This is a genomic window from Clostridium budayi, assembly GCF_055396605.1.
Window position 1 is genome coordinate 2,297,748 of record NZ_AP042456.1, and the last position, 24,675, is coordinate 2,322,422.

26 protein-coding genes and 1 other RNA gene are annotated in these 24,675 nt (G+C 26.6%); 6 read left to right on the forward strand and 21 right to left on the reverse strand.

The genetic code is table 11. The annotated features are described in order from the left end of the window. Positions 1-6: 6 nt before the first annotated feature. From folE to ACZ5TJ_RS11030, 4 genes are read right to left on the reverse strand one after another with little or no spacing between them, the layout of a single operon-like run. On the reverse strand, positions 7-561 hold the full coding sequence (gene folE / locus ACZ5TJ_RS11015) for a GTP cyclohydrolase I FolE (protein WP_464199659.1): 555 nt from the start codon (positions 559-561) through the stop codon (positions 7-9). Further along, positions 551-1,324 carry an aminotransferase class IV gene (locus tag ACZ5TJ_RS11020; RefSeq protein ID WP_464199661.1) on the reverse strand — a complete coding sequence of 258 codons (774 nt, stop codon included), beginning with the start codon at positions 1,322-1,324 and terminating at the stop codon, positions 551-553. The genes folE and ACZ5TJ_RS11020 overlap by 11 nt, the downstream gene beginning before the upstream one ends. Next, on the reverse strand, positions 1,321-2,667 hold the full coding sequence (gene pabB / locus ACZ5TJ_RS11025) for an aminodeoxychorismate synthase component I (RefSeq protein ID WP_464199663.1): 1,347 nt from the start codon (positions 2,665-2,667) through the stop codon (positions 1,321-1,323). The genes ACZ5TJ_RS11020 and pabB overlap by 4 nt, the downstream gene beginning before the upstream one ends. Positions 2,668-2,677: 10 nt before the next feature. Beyond that, complete coding sequence (locus ACZ5TJ_RS11030; RefSeq protein ID WP_464199665.1) at positions 2,678-3,253, reverse strand: anthranilate synthase component II; 576 nt, start codon at positions 3,251-3,253, stop codon at positions 2,678-2,680. A 125-nt stretch (positions 3,254-3,378) separates the two neighbouring features. Between ACZ5TJ_RS11030 and ACZ5TJ_RS11035 the strand changes: the two genes are divergently transcribed. Beyond that, the gene (locus tag ACZ5TJ_RS11035) at positions 3,379-4,209 is read left to right on the forward strand and encodes a PHP domain-containing protein (protein WP_464199667.1); all 831 of its coding nucleotides are present in this window, start codon (positions 3,379-3,381) and stop codon (positions 4,207-4,209) included. A 115-nt stretch (positions 4,210-4,324) separates the two neighbouring features. Here the strand turns inward: ACZ5TJ_RS11035 and ACZ5TJ_RS11040 are convergent, their stop codons facing one another. From ACZ5TJ_RS11040 to ACZ5TJ_RS11055, 4 genes are all read right to left on the reverse strand, one after another. Next, on the reverse strand, positions 4,325-4,564 hold the full coding sequence (locus tag ACZ5TJ_RS11040; protein WP_464199669.1) for a phage holin: 240 nt from the start codon (positions 4,562-4,564) through the stop codon (positions 4,325-4,327). 131 nt (positions 4,565-4,695) lie between these two features. Beyond that, complete coding sequence (locus ACZ5TJ_RS11045; RefSeq protein WP_464199671.1) at positions 4,696-6,072, reverse strand: aminopeptidase; 1,377 nt, start codon at positions 6,070-6,072, stop codon at positions 4,696-4,698. A gap of 47 nt (positions 6,073-6,119) precedes the next feature. After that, a complete protein-coding gene (hprK, locus tag ACZ5TJ_RS11050) occupies positions 6,120-7,034 on the reverse strand; it encodes an HPr(Ser) kinase/phosphatase (RefSeq protein WP_039314209.1) in 915 nt (304 codons plus the stop codon). Between the two features lie 21 nt (positions 7,035-7,055). After that, positions 7,056-7,256: a DUF896 domain-containing protein gene (locus ACZ5TJ_RS11055; RefSeq protein WP_039314207.1), complete on the reverse strand. Its 201-nt coding sequence runs from the start codon at positions 7,254-7,256 to the stop codon at positions 7,056-7,058. Positions 7,257-7,562: 306 nt separating this feature from the next. Between ACZ5TJ_RS11055 and ACZ5TJ_RS11060 the strand changes: the two genes are divergently transcribed. Further along, a complete protein-coding gene (locus ACZ5TJ_RS11060; RefSeq protein ID WP_464199676.1) occupies positions 7,563-7,769 on the forward strand; it encodes a hypothetical protein in 207 nt (68 codons plus the stop codon). Positions 7,770-7,943: 174 nt separating this feature from the next. Here the strand turns inward: ACZ5TJ_RS11060 and ssrS are convergent. The 5 genes from ssrS to ACZ5TJ_RS11085 all read right to left on the reverse strand — a co-directional run bounded on the left by ssrS (position 7,944) and on the right by ACZ5TJ_RS11085 (position 12,096). Further along, a non-coding RNA gene (gene ssrS, locus ACZ5TJ_RS11065) (6S RNA) lies at positions 7,944-8,141 on the reverse strand. 72 nt (positions 8,142-8,213) lie between these two features. Then, positions 8,214-8,609 carry a hypothetical protein gene (locus ACZ5TJ_RS11070; protein ID WP_464199678.1) on the reverse strand — a complete coding sequence of 132 codons (396 nt, stop codon included), beginning with the start codon at positions 8,607-8,609 and terminating at the stop codon, positions 8,214-8,216. Positions 8,610-8,625: 16 nt separating this feature from the next. Next, the gene (locus ACZ5TJ_RS11075; RefSeq protein WP_054200187.1) at positions 8,626-8,871 is read right to left on the reverse strand and encodes a DUF1292 domain-containing protein; all 246 of its coding nucleotides are present in this window, start codon (positions 8,869-8,871) and stop codon (positions 8,626-8,628) included. A gap of 168 nt (positions 8,872-9,039) precedes the next feature. After that, positions 9,040-11,331, reverse strand: coding sequence for an RNA polymerase recycling motor HelD (gene helD, locus ACZ5TJ_RS11080; protein WP_464199681.1), 2,292 nt, complete (start codon positions 11,329-11,331; stop codon positions 9,040-9,042). A gap of 225 nt (positions 11,332-11,556) precedes the next feature. Then, positions 11,557-12,096, reverse strand: a complete 540-nt coding sequence (locus ACZ5TJ_RS11085; protein WP_464199683.1) for an ECF transporter S component — start codon at positions 12,094-12,096, stop codon at positions 11,557-11,559. A gap of 160 nt (positions 12,097-12,256) precedes the next feature. Between ACZ5TJ_RS11085 and ACZ5TJ_RS11090 the strand changes: the two genes are divergently transcribed. Beyond that, positions 12,257-13,045, forward strand: a complete 789-nt coding sequence (locus ACZ5TJ_RS11090; RefSeq protein ID WP_464199685.1) for a biotin--[acetyl-CoA-carboxylase] ligase — start codon at positions 12,257-12,259, stop codon at positions 13,043-13,045. Between the two features lie 35 nt (positions 13,046-13,080). Here the strand turns inward: ACZ5TJ_RS11090 and ACZ5TJ_RS11095 are convergent, their stop codons facing one another. Both ACZ5TJ_RS11095 and ACZ5TJ_RS11100 read right to left on the reverse strand, forming a co-directional pair. Then, the gene (locus ACZ5TJ_RS11095; RefSeq protein ID WP_464199687.1) at positions 13,081-14,157 is read right to left on the reverse strand and encodes a pyridoxal phosphate-dependent aminotransferase; all 1,077 of its coding nucleotides are present in this window, start codon (positions 14,155-14,157) and stop codon (positions 13,081-13,083) included. Positions 14,158-14,220: 63 nt separating this feature from the next. After that, the gene (locus ACZ5TJ_RS11100) at positions 14,221-15,597 is read right to left on the reverse strand and encodes an APC family permease (RefSeq protein WP_464199689.1); all 1,377 of its coding nucleotides are present in this window, start codon (positions 15,595-15,597) and stop codon (positions 14,221-14,223) included. Between the two features lie 187 nt (positions 15,598-15,784). Here ACZ5TJ_RS11100 and ACZ5TJ_RS11105 point away from each other — a divergent pair, with 187 nt between their 5' ends. After that, a complete protein-coding gene (locus ACZ5TJ_RS11105; protein WP_464199691.1) occupies positions 15,785-16,915 on the forward strand; it encodes a DEAD/DEAH box helicase in 1,131 nt (376 codons plus the stop codon). Between the two features lie 21 nt (positions 16,916-16,936). On the opposite strand, the gene pdxR is transcribed toward ACZ5TJ_RS11105, so the two are convergent. Both pdxR and alr read right to left on the reverse strand, forming a co-directional pair. Beyond that, positions 16,937-18,394, reverse strand: a complete 1,458-nt coding sequence (pdxR, locus tag ACZ5TJ_RS11110; protein ID WP_464199693.1) for a MocR-like pyridoxine biosynthesis transcription factor PdxR — start codon at positions 18,392-18,394, stop codon at positions 16,937-16,939. 16 nt (positions 18,395-18,410) lie between these two features. Beyond that, a complete protein-coding gene (alr, locus tag ACZ5TJ_RS11115; RefSeq protein ID WP_464199695.1) occupies positions 18,411-19,571 on the reverse strand; it encodes an alanine racemase in 1,161 nt (386 codons plus the stop codon). Between the two features lie 192 nt (positions 19,572-19,763). Here alr and ACZ5TJ_RS11120 point away from each other — a divergent pair, with 192 nt between their 5' ends. Both ACZ5TJ_RS11120 and ACZ5TJ_RS11125 read left to right on the forward strand, forming a co-directional pair. Then, positions 19,764-20,354, forward strand: coding sequence for a metal-dependent hydrolase (locus ACZ5TJ_RS11120; protein ID WP_464199697.1), 591 nt, complete (start codon positions 19,764-19,766; stop codon positions 20,352-20,354). Between the two features lie 116 nt (positions 20,355-20,470). Beyond that, positions 20,471-20,983 carry a ferritin gene (locus ACZ5TJ_RS11125; protein ID WP_464199699.1) on the forward strand — a complete coding sequence of 171 codons (513 nt, stop codon included), beginning with the start codon at positions 20,471-20,473 and terminating at the stop codon, positions 20,981-20,983. Positions 20,984-21,012: 29 nt separating this feature from the next. Here ACZ5TJ_RS11125 and ACZ5TJ_RS11130 read toward each other — a convergent pair whose 3' ends face one another. The 4 genes from ACZ5TJ_RS11130 to ACZ5TJ_RS11145 all read right to left on the reverse strand — a co-directional run bounded on the left by ACZ5TJ_RS11130 (position 21,013) and on the right by ACZ5TJ_RS11145 (position 24,662). Continuing rightward, positions 21,013-21,639 carry a DUF488 domain-containing protein gene (locus ACZ5TJ_RS11130; RefSeq protein WP_464199701.1) on the reverse strand — a complete coding sequence of 209 codons (627 nt, stop codon included), beginning with the start codon at positions 21,637-21,639 and terminating at the stop codon, positions 21,013-21,015. 781 nt (positions 21,640-22,420) lie between these two features. Continuing rightward, entirely contained in the window at positions 22,421-22,978 is a 558-nt protein-coding gene (locus ACZ5TJ_RS11135; RefSeq protein WP_464199703.1) for a glutamate ligase domain-containing protein, read from the reverse strand. Positions 22,979-23,061: 83 nt separating this feature from the next. Beyond that, the gene (locus ACZ5TJ_RS11140; protein ID WP_464199705.1) at positions 23,062-24,042 is read right to left on the reverse strand and encodes a Mur ligase family protein; all 981 of its coding nucleotides are present in this window, start codon (positions 24,040-24,042) and stop codon (positions 23,062-23,064) included. 92 nt (positions 24,043-24,134) lie between these two features. Then, entirely contained in the window at positions 24,135-24,662 is a 528-nt protein-coding gene (locus ACZ5TJ_RS11145) for a GNAT family N-acetyltransferase (protein ID WP_464199707.1), read from the reverse strand. Positions 24,663-24,675: the final 13 nt, after the last annotated feature.

Genomic DNA, 24,675 nt, shown 5'->3' on the forward strand with positions numbered 1-24,675 from the left:
ATTCACCTACTTCATAAGTGATAAAATTTCATTCTTTAAATCTTTATCATCCTTGCATATTCCTCTATATGTTGTTGTTATTGTTCTTGTACCTGGCTTTTTTACACCTCTCATAGTCATACACATATGTTCTGCTTCAATCATTACAACAACACCTTTTGCATCTAAATACTCCATTATAGCATCTGCAACTTCATTAGTTAAATTTTCTTGAAGCTGAGGTTTTTTAGCATATGTCTCTAGTGTTCTTGCAAGCTTTGATAAACCCGCAACTTTTCCATTTGGAATATATGCTATATGTGCTTTTCCAAAGAAAGGTACAAAGTGATGTTCACACATTGAATAAAATACTATATCTTTTTCTATAACTAAATCATCTCTTGAAACTTTAAATGTCTTACTTAAATGATCTTTGGCCGTTTTATGTAACCCTTGAAATATTTCTTCATACATTCTAGCAATTCTATCTGGAGTTTCTATAAGCCCTTCCCTGTTTGGATCTTCCCCTATACCTTCTATTATAAGTTTTACGCCTTCAATTATCTTTTCTTTATTTACCATATATCTTCAATCCTCCATTAGGTCCGTTAATTGTTTTATTATAATCTTCTCTTATTTTATCTGTAAAAATTGTTTTATTAAATCTAACTTCATCAATACATTTAATTTTCATTATACCAAATAAACTATTTGTTACAAACACCTCGTCCATTTTTAGCAAATTGTCTTTTGTTATAAAAGTTTCCTCTACATCATAATTTTCTATTATAAAATTTCTAACTGTACCGTTTAAAAGCCCATTTTCTAATTTAGGAGTAAATATTTTATTATTTTTTATACAGAAAATATTTGAAGTTGATGTCTCGCATAAATAACCTCTTTCATTATAGAAAACTACATCATTATAGCCTTCTAAAATAGCCTTCTTCTTTTCAATTATATTTTCTATATAATTAGTAGATTTTATTTTTGGAAGTATTGATGTAGAATTTCTTAAAACCCTTGATGTTTTAAGTTTAAATCCTTTTTCATAATCACTATCTTTATAAGGTATATCTCTCGTTGTAATTACTACATTTTTATCCGTAACTGTTATTTTTAAAACCTTATCTTTTAAATTTAATTTTTTGATTATTCTTAAAGCCTCTTCCTTTTCATAAAAAGGTTCTAAATTTAATACTTTAAGACCTTCTTCTAATCTTTTAATATGATAATCTAAAAATACTAATGACTTATTTACTAAAATAGTTTCAAATACTCCTTGACCAAAAAATAATCCATTATCTAAAATTACATTTTCACCTTCTAGTATTATTTTTCTCATCTTAATACACTCATAAGCGCTTTAGCTTTTTGAATTGTTTCATAATATTCTTCTTCTTCATTAGATTCAAAAGTTATTCCCCCTCCAACTCCAAAGTAAGCTTTATTATCTTTTTTTACTATAGTTCTTATTACTATGTTTAAATCGCTATTTCCTCTTAAATCAAAATAACCAATTGAACCTGTATAAAGATTTCTTTTTAAACCTTCAAGTTCTTCTATAATTTCCATTGATCTTATTTTTGGTGCTCCTGTTATTGATCCTCCAGGAAAAGCTTCTTTTATACATTTAACTGCTGAGTTTTCTTTTTTTAGTTTACCAACTATTTCTGAAACTAAGTGGAATACTGTTGCGTATTCTTCTATTTTGAATAGTTCTGTTACCTTTACTGAATTATTTTCACACACTTTACTTAAATCATTTCTCTCTAGATCAACAATCATTAATAATTCTGATTTATCTTTCTCACTGTTTTCTAATTCTTTTCTATAAAATAAATCTTCTTTACTATCTTTTCCTCTAGGTCTTGTACCTTTTATAGGTCTTGTTATAACCATTCTATCTTGGATTTTTATAAATCTTTCTGGTGATGAACTTATAATTTGGAAATCTTTATAATTTAAATAAGCAGAAAAAGGTGCTTTATTTATTTTTCTTAATTTTGAATATATAAAAAATGGATTTTCATCATTATGACAATAAAATCTTTGAGTCATATTTGTTATGTATATATCCCCTTCTTTTATATAGTTTTTAAGTTTTCTTAAAGCTTCAATATATTCTTTCTTTGTAAAGTTTGAATAAAACTTTATGTTTTTATTCGTAAGTTCTACATCCTTAGCCTTTTTTGCATTTAATATTTTACTTTCTATCTCTTCAATATCATTTTCCTTGTACCCAAGAGATGTTATAAATGTTTTTTGATTTATTAAATCAAATATAATTATATTATTATATAATATAAATTTCATATGAGGTATATTAAAGTCTTCTGTTGATGTATCAGGTAACTTTTCGAGCGTTCTTCCTGCATCATAAGATATATATCCTATAAATCCGCCAAGTAGTGGAATATCACTTTTATAATCTAATTTATAATGTTCTATTCTCTTTTCAAGTTCTATAAAATAGTCACCTTTTCCTATACTTTCTGAGTTTATAAAAACTTCTCCATTAATACCCTCTATTTCTTCAATTTTATTAATTCCTATAAATGAATACTTAGATAATTCTTTATCTTCTTTAGAACTATCTAAAAATACACTATCTTCCTCATTTTTAAATACATTATATATATCAAAAGGAGACAGGTTAGTTTTTATTTCTTTTATTTTAAAATTCATTCTCTTCTCCTTAAAGTTCTTTGCATATTTTTATAAAATTATTAAGTAAACTATGTCCTTCCTCTGTAAGAACAGCTTCTGGATGATACTGAACTCCATATATCTTCATATCCCTATGTTCTATCCCCATTATAACTCCATCATCTGTTTGTGCTGTTATTTTAAGTTCTTTTGGAAGAGTCTTTTTATCTATTATTAAAGAGTGATATCTAGTAACATTAAATTCACTTTTTAGTCCCTTAAATATACCTTCTCCTGTATTAGTTATTTTGGATATCTTTCCATGAATCGGTCTTACGCCCTTTACTATATTACCTTTAAAATATTCACCAATACACTGATGTCCAAGACATATACCTAATATAGGCACTTTCCCCTTAAAACTATCTATTATATCTAAAACTTCTTTAGCATCTTTTGGCGCCTTTGGACCTGGCGATATTACAATTCCGCTAGGTTTTAATTCATTTATAATCTTATTATTTATTTTATCATTTCTATAGACTATAACTTTTTCATTTAACTCTTCAAAATATCTAACTAAATTATATGTAAATGAATCGTAATTATCTATCATTAATATCATAAAACAGCCCCCATTTTATTTATTATTATTTTCTTTTGTGCTAAAATACTCTTAATATTTAAATTAAATTATATCATAGGTTTTTCTATTAAAAAATAAAATAGTAATAAAAGGAGTTGACCCCCATGAAAAAAGTAGATTTTCATGTTCATACTAATTTTTCTGATGGTTTACTAAGTCCTAAAGATGTGGTTAAAAGGGCTTCTAATAATGATGTTTCAATACTTGCAATAACCGATCACGACACTATTGATGGTATTTCTGAAGCTATAGAAGAAAGTAAACTTCATAATATAAAAATTATACCTGGTATAGAACTTTCAACTAACTATAATGGTGAAAGTATTCATGTGTTAGGATATTTTAAAGACGATAGCTATAAAGAAAAAGACTTTATAGAGTTTTTAGATAAAATAAAAAATAGAAGACTAAATCGTGCAAAAGAAATGATACAGAAATTAAAAGATATATTTAATATAGAAATTAAATTTGAAGATGTAATTAAATATGGAGAAAACGTTGTAGCTAGACCTCATATTGCAAAGGCAATTATAGATGCAGGATATCCATATACTCAAGATTATATATTTGATAATTTTATAGGTAAAGGAAAGCCTGCTTATATAGAAACTACCAAAATAACAGTTAAAGAAGGAGTAGATTTATTACATAAATATAATGCTCTTGTATTTTTAGCTCATCCAATTTTAATTAACAATAGTAACATATCTGACTTTTTGCAGTTTAACTTTGATGGAATTGAAGGAATCTATTTCTTAAATTCTAAAACTCAAGAAAAAGAACTATTAGACTTTGCAAACAAAAATAATCTATTAGTATCTGCTGGTTCTGATTGTCATGGTGACTTCATAAATGATAGTAGACACGGTGATATTGGAGATATGAACCTTGATGAAAATTACATTAATCTAATATTAGAAAAATTAAATGCTTAATCTTAAAATTCAAAAATATAGTGGATATATTTATTAAAATATATCCACTACCTTAACTTAAGCTTTAAAGTGTTTATCTTTATCCTTTGTTATATTTTATCCACTTATAAATTCATTATTTCTCTATTTTTTTATTATCTAAATCAATTTTATCATCAACGAATCCTTTATTATCAGTAGTAGGATTACTTATTATTCCTAACATAACTAGTATTGCTAAAACTGCATTTATTACTTCTTGATAATTATCTGGTAAAATATCGATATTAAATCCTTTTAAAACCATTGGTATTAAAGCTGCTATTGAAACCCATAACCCATAGTTTTTAAAACGTGACGTATCTATATTTAACATAATATCAGCTCCTTTGTTCTATAATATATGCAGATTTCTTTCCTATTGTTACATTATGAAGAGTAAAAATATTATTTTTAAAAAAAGCAGTAAGTTATTATTTTAATAACTTACTGCTTATCTTTTTTATTTTATGCTTCCTTTAAGAATGCAACGTATCCTTTTTTAGTTTCATATATATCAACTTTTGAAGCTACTTCCCATGGTGCATGCATATTTTGAAGTGCAACGCCACAATCTATTACTTCCATATTATACTCTGCTAATATATAAGCGATGGTTCCGCCACCACCTTGATCAACTTTTCCAAGTTCAGCTGTTTGGAAAGATACATCATGTTTTTCCATAATAGCTCTAAGTTCTGCCATATATTCAGCATTTGCATCATTACATCCTGATTTTCCACGTGCACCAGTATACTTATTAAATACAATACCTCTACCAAAGTATGCAGAATTTTTCTTTTCCATAACTGATGCATAGTTTGGATCAAAAGCTGCACTAACATCTGATGATAACATTTTTGAATTAGCTAAAGTTCTTCTAAGTTTTAAATCTGAATATCCTTCAATTCTATCTATAACTTCTGCAACCATATTTTCAAAGAATTTTGATTGCATTCCTGTAGCACCAATGCTTCCAACTTCTTCTTTATCAACAAGTAAACATACACAAGTCTTATCGCATTCTTTTATTTCAGTTATTGCCATTAATGATGTGTATGCACATACTCTATCATCTTGACCATAACCAATTACCATACTTCTATCTAATCCGTAGTCTCTAGCGTCTCCAGCTGGAACAACTTCTATTTCAGCTGATAAAAAATCTTCTTCTTCAAATCCATATTTATCTTTTAATATTCTAAGAATATTTTTCTTAACGGCATCTTTTTCTTCACCTTTTAAAGGCATGCTACCTACTAATACGTTAAGGTCTTCACCTTCAACAACTTTATTACCTTTCTTTTCTAATTGTGTTCCTGCAAGATGTACTAAAAGATCTGATACACCAACAACTGGATCACCTTCATTGTCACCAATATTTACATCAATCTTTGTCCCATCTTTTTTAACAACTACTCCGTGTAATGCAAGTGGAAGAGTAACCCATTGATATTTTTTAATACCACCATAGTAGTGAGTATCTAAAAGAGCTAAATCTGTATCTTCATATAATGGATTTTGTTTTAAATCTAATCTTGGAGAATCAATATGTGCTCCTAAAATTTTAAGCCCTTCTTGAATACTTTCTTTTCCTATAACAAATAAAGCTAATGCCTTTCCCATATTGTTTGCATATACTTTATCCCCTGCTTCTAAAGGCTCATTTGATTTTATTATATCTTTTAAATTTTTAAATCCATTTGCCTCTGCAATTTTAATGCTTTCTTCTACGCATTTTCTTTCTGTCTTACATTTTGATATAAATTCCTTATATCCTTCATTAAACTCAAAGATTTTCTCAATACCTTTTTCATCGTATTTTTCCCAAGCACTCTTTTTCATTATATGTCTTCCTCCCTATTAATTTCTCTTACCATATTATTATTATATTAATTATTATCGCTTATACTATTTATTCTACTTTCTATTATATCTACTGGTGTTTCATTAGACATAAGTGAATATCTAAAGTTTACAGCAGCTGCTTCAATAATAACAGCTATGTTTCTACCTGGTCTTATTGGAACTGTTAATTTTCTAACCTTAGTACCTAGTATATCCATATATTCATAGTTAGTTCCAAGTCTATCATAATCACCATCATTTTTCCAATGTTCAAAGTGCATAACAAGCTTTATGTCTTTTTGTTGAAGCACAGAGCTTAATCCATATAATGCAGATACATCTATAATTCCAATCCCTCTAACTTCAAGCATTCCAATTGTTATCTTTGGTGATGAACCAATAAGTTCTCCATCAATTTCTTTTATATCAACAGCATCATCCGTTACTAATCTATGTCCTCTTTTTATAAGTTCAAGTGCAACTTCACTTTTACCAATTCCACTTTCACCTGTTATTAATATACCAATTCCATATACATCTACTAACACCCCATGTAATCTTGTTTCTGGTGCAAGCTTGTCAGACATATATATTGTAAGTCTACTAATGAACTTAGTGGTAACTAAACTAGTTCTTAAAACCCATATATTTTTATTCTTTGCATACTTTATAAATTCCTCATGTGGCTCAAGATCTCTTGTTATGATTACACATTTCATATCAAAACTAAAATATTTTTTAAGTCTTTTTCTTCTTAGTTCGACTTGCATATCATCTAAAAAACTCCATTCAGCCTTACCAATTACTTGTATTCTTTCAGGCGTAAAATAGTTATAGAATCCTGATAGCTGAAGACCTGGTCTATTAACATCACTAACAGTTATTACTTCATCCCCGCTACCTTCTACTAATACTTCTAGTTCGAAATCTTTAATTAACTTTTCAACAGTTACCGCCATATACTATCACCCTTTTTAATTTTATTTCTTTTTTATTGAATCAAGTTGTGCTTTAAAATTTCTTTTTACATTATCTATATATCTTTTTCTAAGCTTTTGTTGTAAATCCTTCTCTTCTTCAGTAAGTCCACATTCCTCTTTACTTTTTTTATATAATTCATTAATCTTTTCAGTTACTTCTTCTATTGACATCTTATCTATATTGTATTCTTTATTTTCCATTATCATTTCTCTCCTCAAATGTTTGTATATTTTTATTTTCTTATTCCTATTTTACCTATAATTATGTGTATAATCAACTTTTATCCACAAGGCTTTTGTGTTTTCAACAGCTTTATTTAAAATTATTTTTTTCAATTAAATATGTTTTTTGACAGTTACTTATGTTTTATAGACAAATTAACTTATTAATCTTTGACATTCCCTGTTCATTTGTCAATTTTTGTATATCAATTTAAATTTACATATTTGGTATAAATGTTATAATATGACTATAAAATCAATATTTTTACAAGTGAGGTGTAAATTATGACAGCTAAAAAAATCCGTAAAAAGATATTAAAGAGACAATTTATTATGAATTTATTACTTAAATTTTTAAAGCCAACTAATAAATTAATGGTTAAGTTATCTCAGAATTTAGATAAAGATATAACTAGATATCAAATGATTTTGTACAAGCTTCATGTAAATAAAACTAAAAATAATAGGAATTTAGATCGCATAGCCGCTTAATAATTTTTATATTTAAAATTGATTTATAGTGTGTAATAATAATTTTCATAGACTTTTCCCTAATTGCTACCTATAAAAGCACTAGAAAATTATTATTACACCTAACTATATAATTTCTAAATATTCTAGTTAAAATAAAAAAATACCCCTTTAAGAGGTATTAATTTTCTAAATAATTCTCCCAACATGCCGTTAGCTTATATATTCAAAACCTGCGCCTCGCAGGTGGGTTCTACTCATATAATCTCAGCCTTCTCCTGTCAAAAATTTTGAAGCATAAAGCTTGGAGCCTGACATCCATTATAATTTTGCAAATCCCGGATATCATATGTAGGTTGAATATGATAAGCCTGGCGCACATCTCAGGAACTTTATGACTTTATTATATCACAATTTTTTTCTATTTCAAGTATTTAATAATTACTTATTTATCCTCTTTATTCCTTATAAGTAATCGTTTAAAATTTCTTCTAGATCTAAACTACAATTTTCTGTACAAAATGCTCCTACAAACTTTATGTAATCATTGTTATTACCATCAATGTTTGCTTCTTTTATTATACCCTCTACTTGAAGTTCTTCAGTTATATCTTCTAATACAGCTTCAACATTATCTTTAGCTAAATCTAAAAGATATGGTATAAACCAATCTCTATTCCATTCATCACTATTTTCTTCTGCATCACTTTCTTCATTTGCATAAGCTTTTGCAGCCGTAAGTTCATCTCTATCAAAGTCATAGAAAAATTCTACTACTGCATTATCCTCTTCTACCATTAATTCTTCAACTTCTGATAACCCATTTTCTTCTAATATGTCAATTATATCGGCTACATTCATTTTTACTTCTCTCCTTTTAGTATAAAAGCTTCTTGTATTCTTTCTTTACAGCAATAAATTCCTTATCATCTTCTACAAGGTTAAGTTCTTCCTTGTCACCATCTACTTTATCAACTCTGAAAATAAATATATCTTCTGCATCCTCTTCAACAGGTGTTAATAAAAGATATTCTTTATTATCAAGAAATATTCTTGCAACAGCTTCAAAATCTACTTTGTTACCTTCTTCATCTCTAAATGACATTATTTCCTTATCGTCCATTATTGTTCCTCCTAAATTATTAATTAATTTATAGCATAACTTAAGCTTAAAGAAGTAAAAAATATAGTTTACTTCTTTAAGCTATATTTCCTTTAAGATCTATTCTTTGACTTAAACTATAGAGAATTATATATTAATTTTTTTTATTTTTCAACAAAAAATTTAATACTAATTATCTGTAATTAAAGATGTAGTATTTCCTAATGAAATTATATATTCTGTGTGAAGTGCTCTTGTTAAAGATACATATAATAGTCTTTGATCCAATGTACTTTCTTCATTATAATTTTCTTCACTTGGATTATAAATTATACTACAGTCAAATTCCAATCCTTTTGTTAGATATGATGGAATTATTATCATATCTTCTTTTATTTCTTTTTCTTTTCCTTTTATTCTTTGGAACTTATACTTACACTTTCTTTTTATAGCCTTTTCTAATTGTTCGGCTTCAGCACTATCTTTTGTTATAATTGCAATACTATTCTTACCCTTTCTTATAACATTATCTATAATATTTTCTATAACATTTGGTAATTCAGTCTTTTCTTCTACATTTATTATTTCTGGAACATCACCATGTCTAAGTACTGGTTTTGCATCCTTTAATCCCAATTTTTGTGCATCTAATGCACCTTTTGCAAAGTCTATTATTTCAACTGTTGAACGATAACTTTGTGTTAAGCTTATAAAAGTAGCTTTCCCTCCAAATAATCCATCAGTTATATCAGTCCAATTAGTAAGGCCTTTATAATAATAAATTCCTTGAGCTAAATCTCCAACTAATGTTAAAGAATTTCCTTTTGCAAGTTCATTTACTAAATATATTTGCATAGGACTATAGTCTTGCGCTTCATCCACGACTATGTGTTTAAACTTTTCCTTTTCATCTATTCCTTCAAGTAAGACTCTTATATATAAAAGTGCAGCTAAATCATCTTCATCTATATAGCCTTCTTCATCTCTTTTATTAAATTCTTCTCTCATAAATTCAGCTAACTTATCTGGTATTTTAGAATCGGTTGCTATAGAGAATAAATCTTCATCATTATAAAATCCTCTATATATATCACTTGGATTTATACCTCTCCAAGCTTTAAAATAATTATTCATACATGTTTTTGAATTTTTCTTTATACTATCTTTTATTCTATCTCTTTCATCATATACCTTTATAAGCTTTTCTCTTCTCTCCTTAGAGTCAGATTCATTTAACTTAATTTCTCTAATTTTACTTTCCCACTCTAAATTAACTTTTTCAGTAAGAATAGCTATCTTTTCTTTTAATTTAAGAGATAAATATCTTTTTATCTCATCTTTTCTCTTATTTATTGGATATGCTTTTAAATCCTTTAAGTACAGTCTCATTATTTCTTTTCTAGTAAATAATACTTGACCTTCAATTTCTATATCTTTTATTTCAAGTGCTCTACTTTCAACTAAGGTAATATATCTATCTATCATAGTTTTAAAAACTAATGATCCTCTAATTTTTGCAGAATTAACAATAAGTTTTTTCTTATTCTCATCTGTTTCTTCCATTATACTTTTAAGTTTTTCATCTTTATTGTATATTTTACCTTTAAGCTTAGCCTTTTCTTTTGCCATTTCTTCAAATGTGCTTTGCTTAACTTCCATAGCACCAAGACTTGGCAGAATATCTGAAATATAATCTAAAAATAATTTATTAGGGGCAAGCACTAGTATATCTTTACTTTCCATAGTTTCTTTGTATCTATAAATAAGATACGCAAGTCTATGAAGTGCAACAGTTGTCTTTCCAGAACCTGCTGAACCTTGAACTATTATAGGAAGATTTCTTGGCCATCTTATAATATCATTTTGTTCTTTTTGAATTGTCGCAACAACTTCTTTAAGTTTTTTTCCTCTGCTTTCTTCAAGATTAATCTTTAAGAATTCATCTACTAATCCTTGACCTTCTTCTCCATTTATCATAAGTTCATTTATGCTTTCATCAAACACTCTAGACAGTTCTCCATCTTCATTAAAAAGGAATTTTCTCTTTAATGAAAGTTCTCCATCTATTATTCCAGAAGGCGCTTTGTAATAAGCTTCTCCACCTGTACCACTATAGTATAAATCTGCAACAGGTGCTCTCCAGTCAATTACTATTTCTTCTCCATTTTCTGAATCACTTACACTATGTTTTCCAATATATATATTTTCAATCTCTGCTGATCTTTTCTCTCTAAAATCAACTCTTCCAAAGTAAGGGGTAAAATATGTTTCTTCATACTTTTGAATGTCATTTTCAGCCATATTCATAGCTTTTTCTGTTGTATCTTTTTCAGCATTATACTTTCCCTTTGCTTCTTTACTTAATTCGTTGAATTTTCTTCTTACTTGATTTACGTAATCACGTTTACTTAAAAGCTCTGCTTCTATACGTTCTCTCTTTTCTTTTAATATAATCTTTTCTTCTTTTAATCCACTACTCACACTAAATACCTCTTAGTCTTTATTTTAAAAATCCAATACTTTTATAAAAAAGCTCTAACTTATATTATATACTTATTACCCGTAATCTATAAAGTAAATTTATTTTAAATCTGTACTATAATAAAGTAAATTATTCATTTCCTATAAATAAAATCTATATTTTTTCTATAATATATTATAAAAAAAATAGCCTATATATAGGCTATTTTAATAATTTTATTTAAGTTAAGCTTGTACTTCTTTATTTAATCTAACATCATCAAATAAAGTATATATATTTTTTCTCCTAACTTTACTCATTAAAGTTAATAATCCATAACTAATTCCACTGTCTATTGAATGATGAATTATAGCTCCAACTCCAGTTACAATTAATAATTGATATACATCAAGACCTATAAAAGGTATTACAACTAATGCCTCTAAGCCTCCATGTATTATTGAAGTGATTACAGTCATCTTTACATATGATTTTCTTTTCATTATATAGACTGCTCCAACATATCCAACAATTATATGTGTTGCAGCTCTAAATACAACTGGCATTGGCATTCCTGATATTAGGAATCCTAAAGTTGATCCAATTCCTGTTACAACTGCAACCATTGGTGATATTAAGATTGCTATAAACATTGGTACATGTGCTGCAAGTGTTGCACTAAATGGTGGTATGTTCACTTTTAGAAAACTAAATTGTATTGGAATTATAATTGCAAGAGCCGTTAAAAGTGCTCCATAGACCATTTGTTTTACTTTATTATTCATAATAACTCCCCCTTTATACTGATGTATATACACTAGTATATACTCGATGTAATCTTTTGTAAATATAATTTAGAATTTTTACCATAAATTTTATTTATAGTAAATTTGTATTTGACAACACAAACTCTCTTCCATATAATTCAAGAAAGGTGATGAAATTATGGAATTAAACGCAGAAAAAATCAAAAAACTTTTAAAAGATAACTATAAAGATAGTGACATATTTATTTATAAGTTAATAGATTCTACAAATACAGAGGCAAAAAAACTTTGCAAGTCTAATTTATCTAAAGAAACTATTATTATTGCTAATGAGCAAACTCTAGGTAAAGGTAGGCTATGCAGAAAATTTTTCTCCCCAAAAGATACAGGAATATATATGAGTATTATATTAAAAGCTAATACTTCTATATCAAATGCTATATTAATTACAACTGCTACATCTGTTGCAGTATGTAGAGCAATAAAAAAGGTATGTAATTTAAATGTAGGAATCAAATGGGTAAATGATATATTTTTTAATAATAAAAAAGTATGTGGAATTTTAACAGAAGCAACTCCAAATCTTAAGAATGGGAATATAGAAAATATAATAATAGGAATCGGATTAAATTTTAATACTAAACAGGAAGACTTTCCTGATGAACTTAAAGAGATATCAGGTTCTTTATATAATATAAATAATCCTACAACTACTAGAAATGAACTTATAGCTCAAATTATTAACGAAGTCTTAGATATATATAAAGATTTAAACAATGATGAGATTTTATTAGAATATAAAAAACTTTCTTTAGTTATTGATAAACCTATTAAATTTTCTAGAAATAATGAATGGATAAATGCAAAGGCATTAGATATTGATTCTAATGGTGGTTTAATAGTTAAAACTAATGACGGAAAAATTGAAACATTAAACTCTGGAGAAATATCAATAAGAAAATTATAAATTTTATAAAATAAAGAGAAGGCTAAGCCTTCTCTTTATTTTATAATTGATTTAAGTTTCTTTATTAATAATTCATTTTCTTCATGCTTTAATACACAAACTCTAAAGAATTTGTTATTAAGTCCTTCAAAGGAACTACAATTTCTAATTATTATTCCTTCTTTTAAAAGTGACTCGTATAATGTACCTGCATTTAAATTATCCTTTTCTATTTCACATAATATAAAGTTTCCTTTACTTTCATAAACTTTAATTCCTTCTATGCTACTTAGCTCTTTATTTAAATATTCTCTTTCATCTGTCATATGCTTAACAGTACTTTCTATATACTCATAGTCTTTAAACATTACAGTACCCATTGTCTCAGCTAAAATATTTATATTCCATAAATCAAGTTTTTCTAATATTTTATTTCTTATATTCTCATTAGAAATAAGTCCATATCCAAGTCTTATTCCTGGAGTTGAGAAAAATTTTGATGTTCCCCTTATAACAAATAAATTATTATATTCATTAACTAACTGAGATGATGAGTATTTAGATTTATCTGTGAATTCAACATAAGTTTCATCCACCATTACATTACCCTTAAAGTTTTTTAGTAATTTTTCTATTTCTTCCTTTGTAAATGCAAAACCTGTTGGATTATTAGGATTACATATAATTATTAGATTATATGTACCTTCAATAGATTCTTCAATTAATTTATCAATATTAATTTTAAATCCATCTTCCTTTTTAGAAAAATATTTAACTATATTACAATTTATTTTCTTAAGTTCTCTTTCATATTCAGAATAAGCTGGAGAGATAAGTAGAGCCTTATTTGGATTAATTATACTTATAAATGATGAAATAAGCTCTGTTGCTCCTGAACCTAATATAATATGCTTTGAATCTGAAGCGCAGTAATTTGATATACTTTTTTTAAGTTCAACATATTCAGGGTCTGGATATATTGAGACCATATCTATATTTTTAATAACAGCTTCTTTAGCTTTATTTGATGCTCCAAAAGGATTTATATTAGAACTAAAATCTAAAATCTCATCTTTTTTAATTCCAAGTTCCTTTGAAAGTTCAAATAAATTAGCGCCATGTTTAATAGCCATAAACTTTCCTCCCAAAAATTATATTATTTTATTATTATAATATAATTTAACATAAATAATATATTATTTTTTATCCTTTAAAACTTTTGAATGTCTAACACCATAACTAAAATAACTTATTACTATAAGAATTAATATAATACTAAATAATATCCATGTAATTTTAGATAGATTAACCATTAAAATAATACAACATACAACTCCAAGTGATGGAATAAATGGTACTAATGGTGTCTTAAAACTTCTCTCTAATTTAGGATATTTTTTTCTAAATACTATTATTGAAGAACATACCATTATATAAACTAATAAAAATGCTATACTTGCAAAATCAGCTAATGTTTTTAAATTACAAAAACCTGCAAGTATTACTTCAACAATACATATTGACCATAATGATATATATGGTACTCCATTTTTATCTTTTTTATCAAAGAATTTTGGTATTAATCCATCTTTACTCATAGTTGAAAATATTTCAGAAGTTGCAAAATTACCTGCAAAAATTACAGCAAGTATTCCTATTACACTTCCAAGAGAAACAATAAATGCTACTTTATAATACCCTGCTACTTTTAATCCATAAGAAAGAGCATCTCCAACATTTAAATTTTTATAAGATGTAATACCTGTAAGAACTAAAGATACTGCTACATATACTAATGCACAGACTAATAGTGAAACTAAAAGCCCAATAGGCAACGCTTTTTTAGGATTTTTTACATATGGTGCAGCTGACGCTGTTGCATCAAATCCACAATATGCAAAAAAGACAGATGCGGCTCCAGTCATAACCCCTGTAGTTCCATATGGTGTAAATGGAATCCAATTAGATGTTTTCATATGAAAAGCTCCAACTGCAATAAATATCGCAATAACTCCTACCTTAACTAATACCATAATATTATTTACTTTCTTACTTTCCTTTGTTCCTCTAGATAAAACTATTGTTATTAATAGTATAGCTATTATAGCAGGAATATTAATAATACCACCTTCAGCTGGTATTTTAGTCAATTCACTTGGAATATGTATATTAATAATATCAAGTAAGCTTAAAAGATAACTTCCCCACCCTGATGCTACTGTTGCAGTAGATAATATATATGCAACAACTACACACATTCCGACTACATAGGCTAAAACTTCACCTAAAGTTACATATGTAAAAGTATAAGAACCTCCAGAACTTTGTATACTTGCACTTAACTCTGCATAACATAGAACTATTAAAGCAGCAACTATAGCTCCAATTGCAAATGATATACTTACAGCTGGTCCTGAATCCTTTGCCGCAACTATCCCTGTAAGAACCATAACTCCTGTACCTATTACAGAACCTATACTCATTAATGTTAAATCTAAAGTTCCAAGATTCTTCTGATCTTGGGTAACTACTTGTGATACATCCTCTATTTCTTGAGTTCTAAAAATATTCAAAATTTTATTCACCTTCTTTTGTTTATAAGCAATATTAAACTTGTTTACTTTATTATAGCAACTATAGTGCCAATTAATTATTAAGTTTATATGTAAAAAATGAATATTTATTTTCACATTTTAGTACAAAAGTTTTGTAATTATGTATATACTATAAGTTAGACTATACACAAAGGAGATTAATATTATGGATTTTATAAAGCTAAATTTAAATGAAAATATAATTTCTGGATTAGAAAAGCAAAATATAACTGTTCCAACAGAGATTCAAGCCCTTTCTATTCCTGAAATATTAAATAATAAAGATGTCATAGGAGAAGCACATACAGGTAGCGGTAAAACTTTAGCATTTTTAGCACCATTATTTCAAAAGATAGATACTTCAAAAAAAGAATTACAAGTTTTAATTCTTGCGCCAACACGTGAACTTGTTATGCAAATAGAAAAACAATGCAAGTTACTAGCTACTAATTCTACATTACCTGTAACATCAGTTCCTATTATCGGTGACGTTAATATGGATAAACAAATAAAAAAATTAAAGGAAGTTAAACCTCATATAATAGTTGGATCTCCTGGAAGAGTTAGAGATTTAATATTAAAGAAAAAAATAAAAGCTCATACAATTAAAACAATTGTACTTGATGAAGGGGATACTCTTTTAGATAATACTCACACTAAAATTGTTAATGATATAATTAAAACTACAATGAGAGATAGAGAGCTTTTAATTTTCTCTGCTACAATAAGTCCTAAATCTTTAGAAATGACAAAAAGCTTAATGAAGGACCCAGTAATATTTAAAAACGAGAAAAAGGCATCTTTAAACCCTAACATTGAACATATGTTTATAGAAGTAGATGAAAGAGATAAGCCAGAAGTTTTAAGAAAGCTTATTGCAGCTGAAAGTCCAGAAAAAGCTATAGTATTTATAAATCGTGGTTATGATGTAGAAATGATTGCTGAAAAATTAAATTATCATCATAAAAATGCTTTTGCAATGCATAAAAGAATTACTAAAGAACAAAGACAACAAGCTCTTGAAAATTTCAGAAATGGTAAAATAAATATATTAGTTTCTTCAGATATTTCTGCAAGAGGTCTTGATATAGCTGATGTAACTCATATTATAAATTTAGATTTCCCAGCAAACCCAAGTGAATATCTTCATAGGGCTGGAAGAACTGCTAGAGGAAATAAATCAGGCATTACTATATCTTTAGTTACTAAGAAAGACCTTAGAGCACTTAAAATGTACGAAAAAGAATTTAATATTAAAGTAAAGAAAAAAGAACTTTCACATGGTAAGTTAATATAAAAATAAAGGATGAGATTAATCTCATCCTTTATTTTTATTCATTAAATTATTAACTACATCCCCAATTATCTTTATTCCCTTTTCAATATCCTCTTCACTTACTCTAGAAAATCCAAGTCTTATTGTATCTTCTCCAATATCTCCGTTATAGAAGATATCTCCTGGCATAAATACAACGCCTCTTTCATAACATTCCTTAAGTACATCTCTACCATTTATTCCTTTTAATTTTATAAATATATGAAGTCCGCCTTCACCTAAAATATAGTCATTTGGTATATACTTTTTAACTTGTTCTAATGTAAAATTATATTTATCTTTATAGTGCTTCCTTATCTTTTTCATATATTTTTTAAAAGCACCACTTTCCATATACTTATAAAAAACAGCCTGATCTATAAAAGATGAATGAATATTTCTTTCTCTTTTTACACTTTCTAATATATCTATAAGTCTAGCATCTCCAAATATCCATCCAATTCTAAGGCCTGGAAATAATATCTTTGAAAAGCTTCCTACATAAACTACACCATTTCCATTAGAGCAAAGTGATGCAATTGGTGCAACGTGTGAGCTTGAATATAAAAGTTCTTCATTAAACCCATCTTCAATTATTGGAACTTTATATTTTTCACATACATTATAAACATCTTGCCTCTTCTCGCCTTTTATTACAATACCAGTTGGATTGTGATAAGAAGGTATTAAATAAATAAATTTTGGCTTGCTTTCTTTTAAAGTTTTCTCTAAACTTTCTATATCAATTCCGTCCTTATTCATTTTTACAGGCTTTATATCTAAATTATGAGTTTTCATCATCTTAATTGCTGTATTATGAGTTGGCTCCTCACAAGCAACTTTATCTCCATCTATAGTAAGAGTGCTTAAAAGTATATCAAATCCTTCTGTAAAACCATTTGTAATTAGAACATCTCTACCTTCTAAACTTACACCTTTATTTTTCATATATTTTTTTATATATTCAATTAAAGGTTTATACCCTTTTGCATATCCATAATTTAAAAGCTTATCCCCTTCTAATGAAAATGCATTTAAAAAACTTCTTTTAAATTCTTCTAAATCAAATAAACTTCCATCTGGCGCTATACTTTTAAAAGAAATCATACCTTTTTTCCATGGAAGTTCTGTCTTAACTATATCAAGCTCTTCACAAAGCTTTCCATAATCATTAATCATATCTTCCCAGTTTATAGTTAAATCACCTTTTTGCATTTTAGAGCTAGCTTTAACAAAGGTTCCTCTCCCTTTTAAGCTTTCAATAATTCCTTCTTCTTCTAAATTTTCATAAGCTGTAATTACTGAATTTCTGCTTATTGAAAGAAGTTTACTAACTTCCCTAGTTGATGGAAGTTTACTTCCTTTTTGAAGTAAACCATTATTAATTTCATTTTTTATATGATTTTCTATCTGAATATGAATTTTCTCTTCGCTATTTAAGTTTAAGGATGAAAAAATCAAAAACTCACCTCAATTTCTAAAGATAATTTTTAACCTTTACAATTTCATTATCTTTTATATATATTCTTGGAATTCTATGTCTTATCATACATAGTACTTCATAATTTATTGTACCCATAGCTTCTGCCATATCATCTGCATTAAATTTTAAATCTCCATCTTCTCCAAGAAGTATAACTTCATCAGAAACTTTAACATCTCCAATATCTGTTACATCTATCATACATTGATCCATGCATATTCTTCCTACAACATTTGCAAACTTACCATTTATAATAACTTTAGCTTTTCCACTTAGAAGTCTTAAATATCCATCTGCATATCCAATTGGAAGTGTTGCAATTACACTTTTTCTTTCAGTTTTAAAAGTTCTACCGTAACTAATATACATATCTTTATCTAATGTTTTAACATGAGCTACTCTAGTTTTTAATGTAAGTGCTGGTTCTAATTTAAGTCTGTCTTTATTAACTTCATTTGATGGATAATATCCATATAATATTATACCAGCTCTAACTCCATCTAAATAAGTTTCTGGAAGATCTATTATAGCTCCACTATTTGATGCATGTTTTAATTTAATATCTATTCCTACTTCTTTAAGTTTATCATTAAATTCTTTTATTTTATTAAATTGCTCATAAGTGTAAGTTTTATCTTCTTCATCTGCAGTAGAAAAATGTGTAAATATTCCGCATACATCTAAGCCATCTAAATTACATATTTCTACTACATCTTTAAAACTTTCTTCATTTGGTAAAAATCCTATTCTACCCATTCCAGTATCTAAAGCTATATGAATTTTTGCTTTCTTTCCTAATCTTTTAGCTATATTTGATAACTCTTTTGCATATTCTAAATCATATACTGTTTGTTCTATATCATAATTAATTAAGTCTTCTCCAAGTTCTAATGGAGTGTATCCAAGAATCATAATCGGCTCTTTTATACCTGCATCTCTAAGTTCTATACCTTCTGCAATTACTGCAACAGCAAGCTTTGATGCACCATTTTTTAAAAGAACAGGTGCCACACTTGTTGCTCCATGTCCATACGCATCAGCTTTAACTACAGCAATAACTTCTTTGTCTCCTGCAAGTTCTTTTATTCTTTTCATATTATTTTCTATTTTATTTAAATCTATCTCTGCCCATACAGCTCTTAAATTCTTTTCCATTATTTCACCTCTAGTTATTAAAAAACTCTATATTACTATTATAGGGATTTTATAATTAAATGAAAGAACCACTATTAAGTCAATTTTGTTACATAGTGGTTACATTACATAAAAAATTATGGATTTATTTACATCTTAATATATAATGTACTTAGCAATATACGCAATCAAAAATTATTTAAGGAGCAAATAATGACTAAAGAAACACATTCATCAGGAGGATTTTTAATTGCTCTTATAGCTTTAAATTCTTTCATAGAAAATTTTTTAATAAATTATAATATATACTATAAGATTTTTTTAATTGTAATATACTTTTATTTTGCAAATTTGGGATCACTTTTTCCTGATATTGATCTGAAAAGTTCATTTATAAGTAAAAGACACCCTTTTATAGCCAAACATTTTGGGAGACATTTTAGACATAGAAGCTTTACTCATAGTTTAATATGTGTACTTATTCTTTTTTTTATATGTAAAATATTAATTTCTATTAGTTCTCTAAATGTTGCTATTATTTCTATATGTTATGGTTTTTTATTTGGATATATATCACACTTACTTTTAGATTTACTTACTAAAGAAGGAATAGAATTATTTTTCCCACTTAAAACTAATATAAAAGTATTTTTTATAAAAACAGGCTCTAAAGCTGAAAAAGTATTTTATAAAGTATTAAAAGTAATTGTTGTATTTTTTGTGCTTTATAACGTTTATATAATACTTAATAACTACTATCATATTGATATATTTAAGAACTTAAAGTTATTTAAATTTAAGTAACATAAAAATTATTAAATTACTGTCTTTAATTCAAATATTTTTTACTTTTCAAAATTTGCTAATATTCTACATAAGTTGTAAAATTGTATTATAAAAGTAATTGAGGAGATGGTTATATGTTAAGTGAAAACTTACTAAAAAATCTTAATGACCAAGTAAATTTTGAATTTTATTCATCATACACTTATTTAGCAATGGCAGCATATGCTGAATCTGTTGACTTAAGTGGTTTCGCTAATTTCTTTAGAGTCCAAGCTAAAGAAGAATTAGACCATGCGATGAAATTTTATGATTACATATTCCAAAAGAACGGATTTGTTGAACTTGAACAAATTCCAAAGCCTAATCATAAATACGATAGTATAATTGACGTGTTCCAAAAAGGATACGAACATGAACAATTAGTTACAAGTAAAATATATGCTCTAGCTGATATTGCAGCAGAAGAAAGAGAACATGCAACTATGAGTTTACTTAACTGGTTTATTGATGAACAAGTAGAAGAAGAAAATAATTTTAATTCTCTTTTAAAGAGAGTTAAAAGATCAGAAGGCAATCCTGCCGCTATATATATGATGGATGATGAACTTGCTAAAAGAGTTTACGTTCCATTAACTAAAAATGCTTAAAAAAATAGTCATCACAAAATTTGTGATGACTATTTTTTTCTTTCTTTTAACTTTTCTATTCTATATCCAATTTCTTTATTAGCTAATCTATACCCTTCATCTATCATATCTTTTTCTGACATTCCAGTCCCTAAAAGAGAATCTATAGTGATTTGGTTTCTATCTTTAAAGTATTTATCAAGAAGTCTATTTTCAATATCTTCTTGATTTATTATAGAATAATCATCTAATATATGATTTACCTTTACCCCTCTTTTATTGAGTTCTCTTCCAATTAATATTGCTCTATGACATCTTATAGGCTCTTGCATCGCTCCAAGAACTGCAATTTTAAAATTCTTATTACATCCATCTATTAATCTATCAATTCCTCTTATAAAGGCCTCTTCATTAATTACTTTTTCAAAATCTGAATATCCTTCTTCATTATAAGATTCCTTATTATCTCTTTTAGCCCCAAGTTCATTTGCCATGTAAATATATATAAAACCTTCTTTTTTTAATGTATACATTAATCTTTCTTTGTCAAATTGTACATTATATTTTGAGTAAGGAATCTTTCTAACATCCACAACACAATCTATTTTAAAATGTTTTAACATATGGATTAATCTCTCTATTGAATAATTTGAATGTCCTATCGTAAATAATTCCAAAAAATCACCTCATAAATATTATAAATCAAATTTCATTTCAATATGTGTATAGTGTTTATTTTTTTATTGTTTACATAATGTTAAATTATAATTTAATCTTTAATTATTATCCTCATGGTAAAATAATGTTAATTTGTTTAATAGAGGTGATTCGTTGTATATTATTTTTATTACTTTAGTTTCATTATTCTGCACAATTATAATGTACTTTCTTATTCATACATATAAAATTTTTAAAAATACTAATTATAAAATAGTTTCTACTTTTAAGAGAAAGCACTATTCGTATAAGTATCTTTTATTTATCAAAATTTTTTCTCTAGAATTTTTATTAATTGCTAGTATTATAAGTGTTTTTATTTTTAATGAAATACCATCTTACATAATATTTTTACCAGTTTTATTATTTTTGCCAAATACATATAATTATGCATTATTAATTAATGATTCATATATATCTACAATGCTATATAATATTCCAACAAAAAATTTAGATTATATTTTGATTGAAAAACCAAATTATAATTCATCAAATATAGTTTTTCATACAAATGATAATCACAAATATCGTAGTATAGTAGTATCTAATAGAAATATAAAATATATTGTTACAACTTTACGAGAATTTGGCTATGAAGTACATATAGCCCCTTAAATATCTTATAAATAAATGTTACTAATAAAAAATAAGGGCGTATGTACGCCCTTATTTTTTACATTATTAATATTATTTTTAATTTAATATACTATTATTTATTATCATAATCAATATGTTTTATATCTATATATTTATTAACTCTAGATTATTCTTACTTAAAAATTCATTTATAGCTGGAATAGTTAAATGTAAAAACTGACTAAATGATACTATAATTTCTCCTTTTCTTGCATCATTTAATGCTTTAAGTATTGCATCTCTCTCTTCAAGTAAAATAATTATATTTTCTTCTTTAAATCCTTTATTTATTAACCCCTTTTTTAGAAGTTTAGCAGTTTCACCATCTTCTTTTCCTCTTTTATCTTCTTGCTCTTTAATTATAACTTTATCACAAAACTTTGCTGCTATTTCTCCAAGTTCTATTATGTGATTGTCTGTTCTATCTCCAGGTGCTGTTATTAGTCCTGTTATTCTAGTTGGATTTAATGATTTTGCAATTTTAAAAACTTCATTAAAAGCTTCACTATTATGTCCATAGTCTATTATTAATTTAAAATCTTTTATATTTAATATGTTTTGTCTTCCTTTGTTTGTTGTTAAATCACATTTTATGCTTTTTAAAGCATTAACTATTTTATTAATATCATTATTTATTGTTTTTATAGATGCTATAGCTGCCATTACATTTCTTACATTACTTTCTGATGCACCATTATGTGTGAATTCTAATTCATTTAATGAAACTATATTACTTTCAGCTCCATTTAAGTTATGTACAATATACCCTTCTCTTGTATAAAATGCTTCCCCACCATTTTTATATGATTACATATAATATCATTTTTATCATTTTCAAATAAAATTAATTTATCATTTTCTTTAAATAAATTCACTATTTCATTAGTTGCTCTAATAACCACTACTCCACCTTCTCTAAGTCCTTCTTTTATTAAAGCTTTAACCTTTCCTAATTGTTCTAGTGAATTAATGCCTTCCATTCCCATATGATCTTCTGATAAACTTGTTATTATACATGCCCTTGCATTTTTAAAACCGAGTCCTTTTTTTATAAGCCCGCCTCTTGCAGTTTCTAATACAGCTACATTTACATCTTTTCTCTTTAAAACTTCTAATGCACTATAATATCCAGTTGTATCTCCAGTTCTTATAGTTTCATTTCCAATTATTATACCACCTGTTGATGACATTCCACTTTTATAACCAAGTTCTAGTAATGTATTATGAATTAATCTTGTTGTAGATGTCTTTCCGTTAGTTCCTGTTACTGCAATAATTGGTATATCCCATTTATCAATTAATTTGCTTATAATTTCATCAATATTAAAATCTTTATAATTTTCCTTTGTTAAAATTATAGAATTTTCTCCATAACCAATTAAAAGAGAATCATCTTCAAGTTCTACTTCACTGATATTATTCTCTCTTAATTTTTTTATTATTTCATTTTTCCAATCATTCTTTAAAACTTCTGCTATATTATTTAAAATATATTTATCATCATCTAGTATTGCTTCAATTATCATTGAAGCAATACTTTCTCTATCATAACTTAAGTATACACTTTCCTTTTCTAATTTAAGTATTCTTCCATTTATAGAAAGCTTTGAGCATACATCTTCATATATCTTTGCTACTTTTTCTAAATTAGACCCTTTTATGAAAATAACTTTTTTCATTCCTGTTATATTTTTTTCAGCTAAAAATCTTATTCTTTCTATATTCATATATACTCTGTGCTCCCTTCTTAACTTAAGTTTAAATTTTCATAATACTATTTTAATTTTCCAAGTTAAGCAGAGTTTTATTCAAATTTAATTTATTCTGAATACTTCATAACATGATTTTCTAAAAAGTTTTTAAAATCACTAAATTGATTTTCTGATATTATACCTTTATAACTTAATACCTTTAATTTATGTCCTTTATCTCCCTTTTTATATGGAGGATGTAAGTGATTAAATTTATTCATCTTAAAACCTAATCTTTCATAAAAAACTAATCTCCTTTCTGATATCTCATCTACAACAGGATCAATTTCAAGTATAGTTATTTTATCATCGTTGCATATCTCTTCTAATATTTTAGATCCATATCCACCACCTCTTAAATTTATGTTTACTGCAAAGTGTTCAATATATCTAAATTGTTCCCATTCCCAATAGAATATTATTCCTACTACTTTATCATCTTCTTTTACATAAGTACAAAAGAATTCATCATCATTCATAGCATCCTTTTGTTCTTTAATATTTCTAAGCTCATAATGCGGAAAGCTTTCCTCATATATTTGCCAAACTTTATTCCAATTTTCATCTTTTATATTTTTAAGTCTTATATATTCCATAATCTCTCCCCTT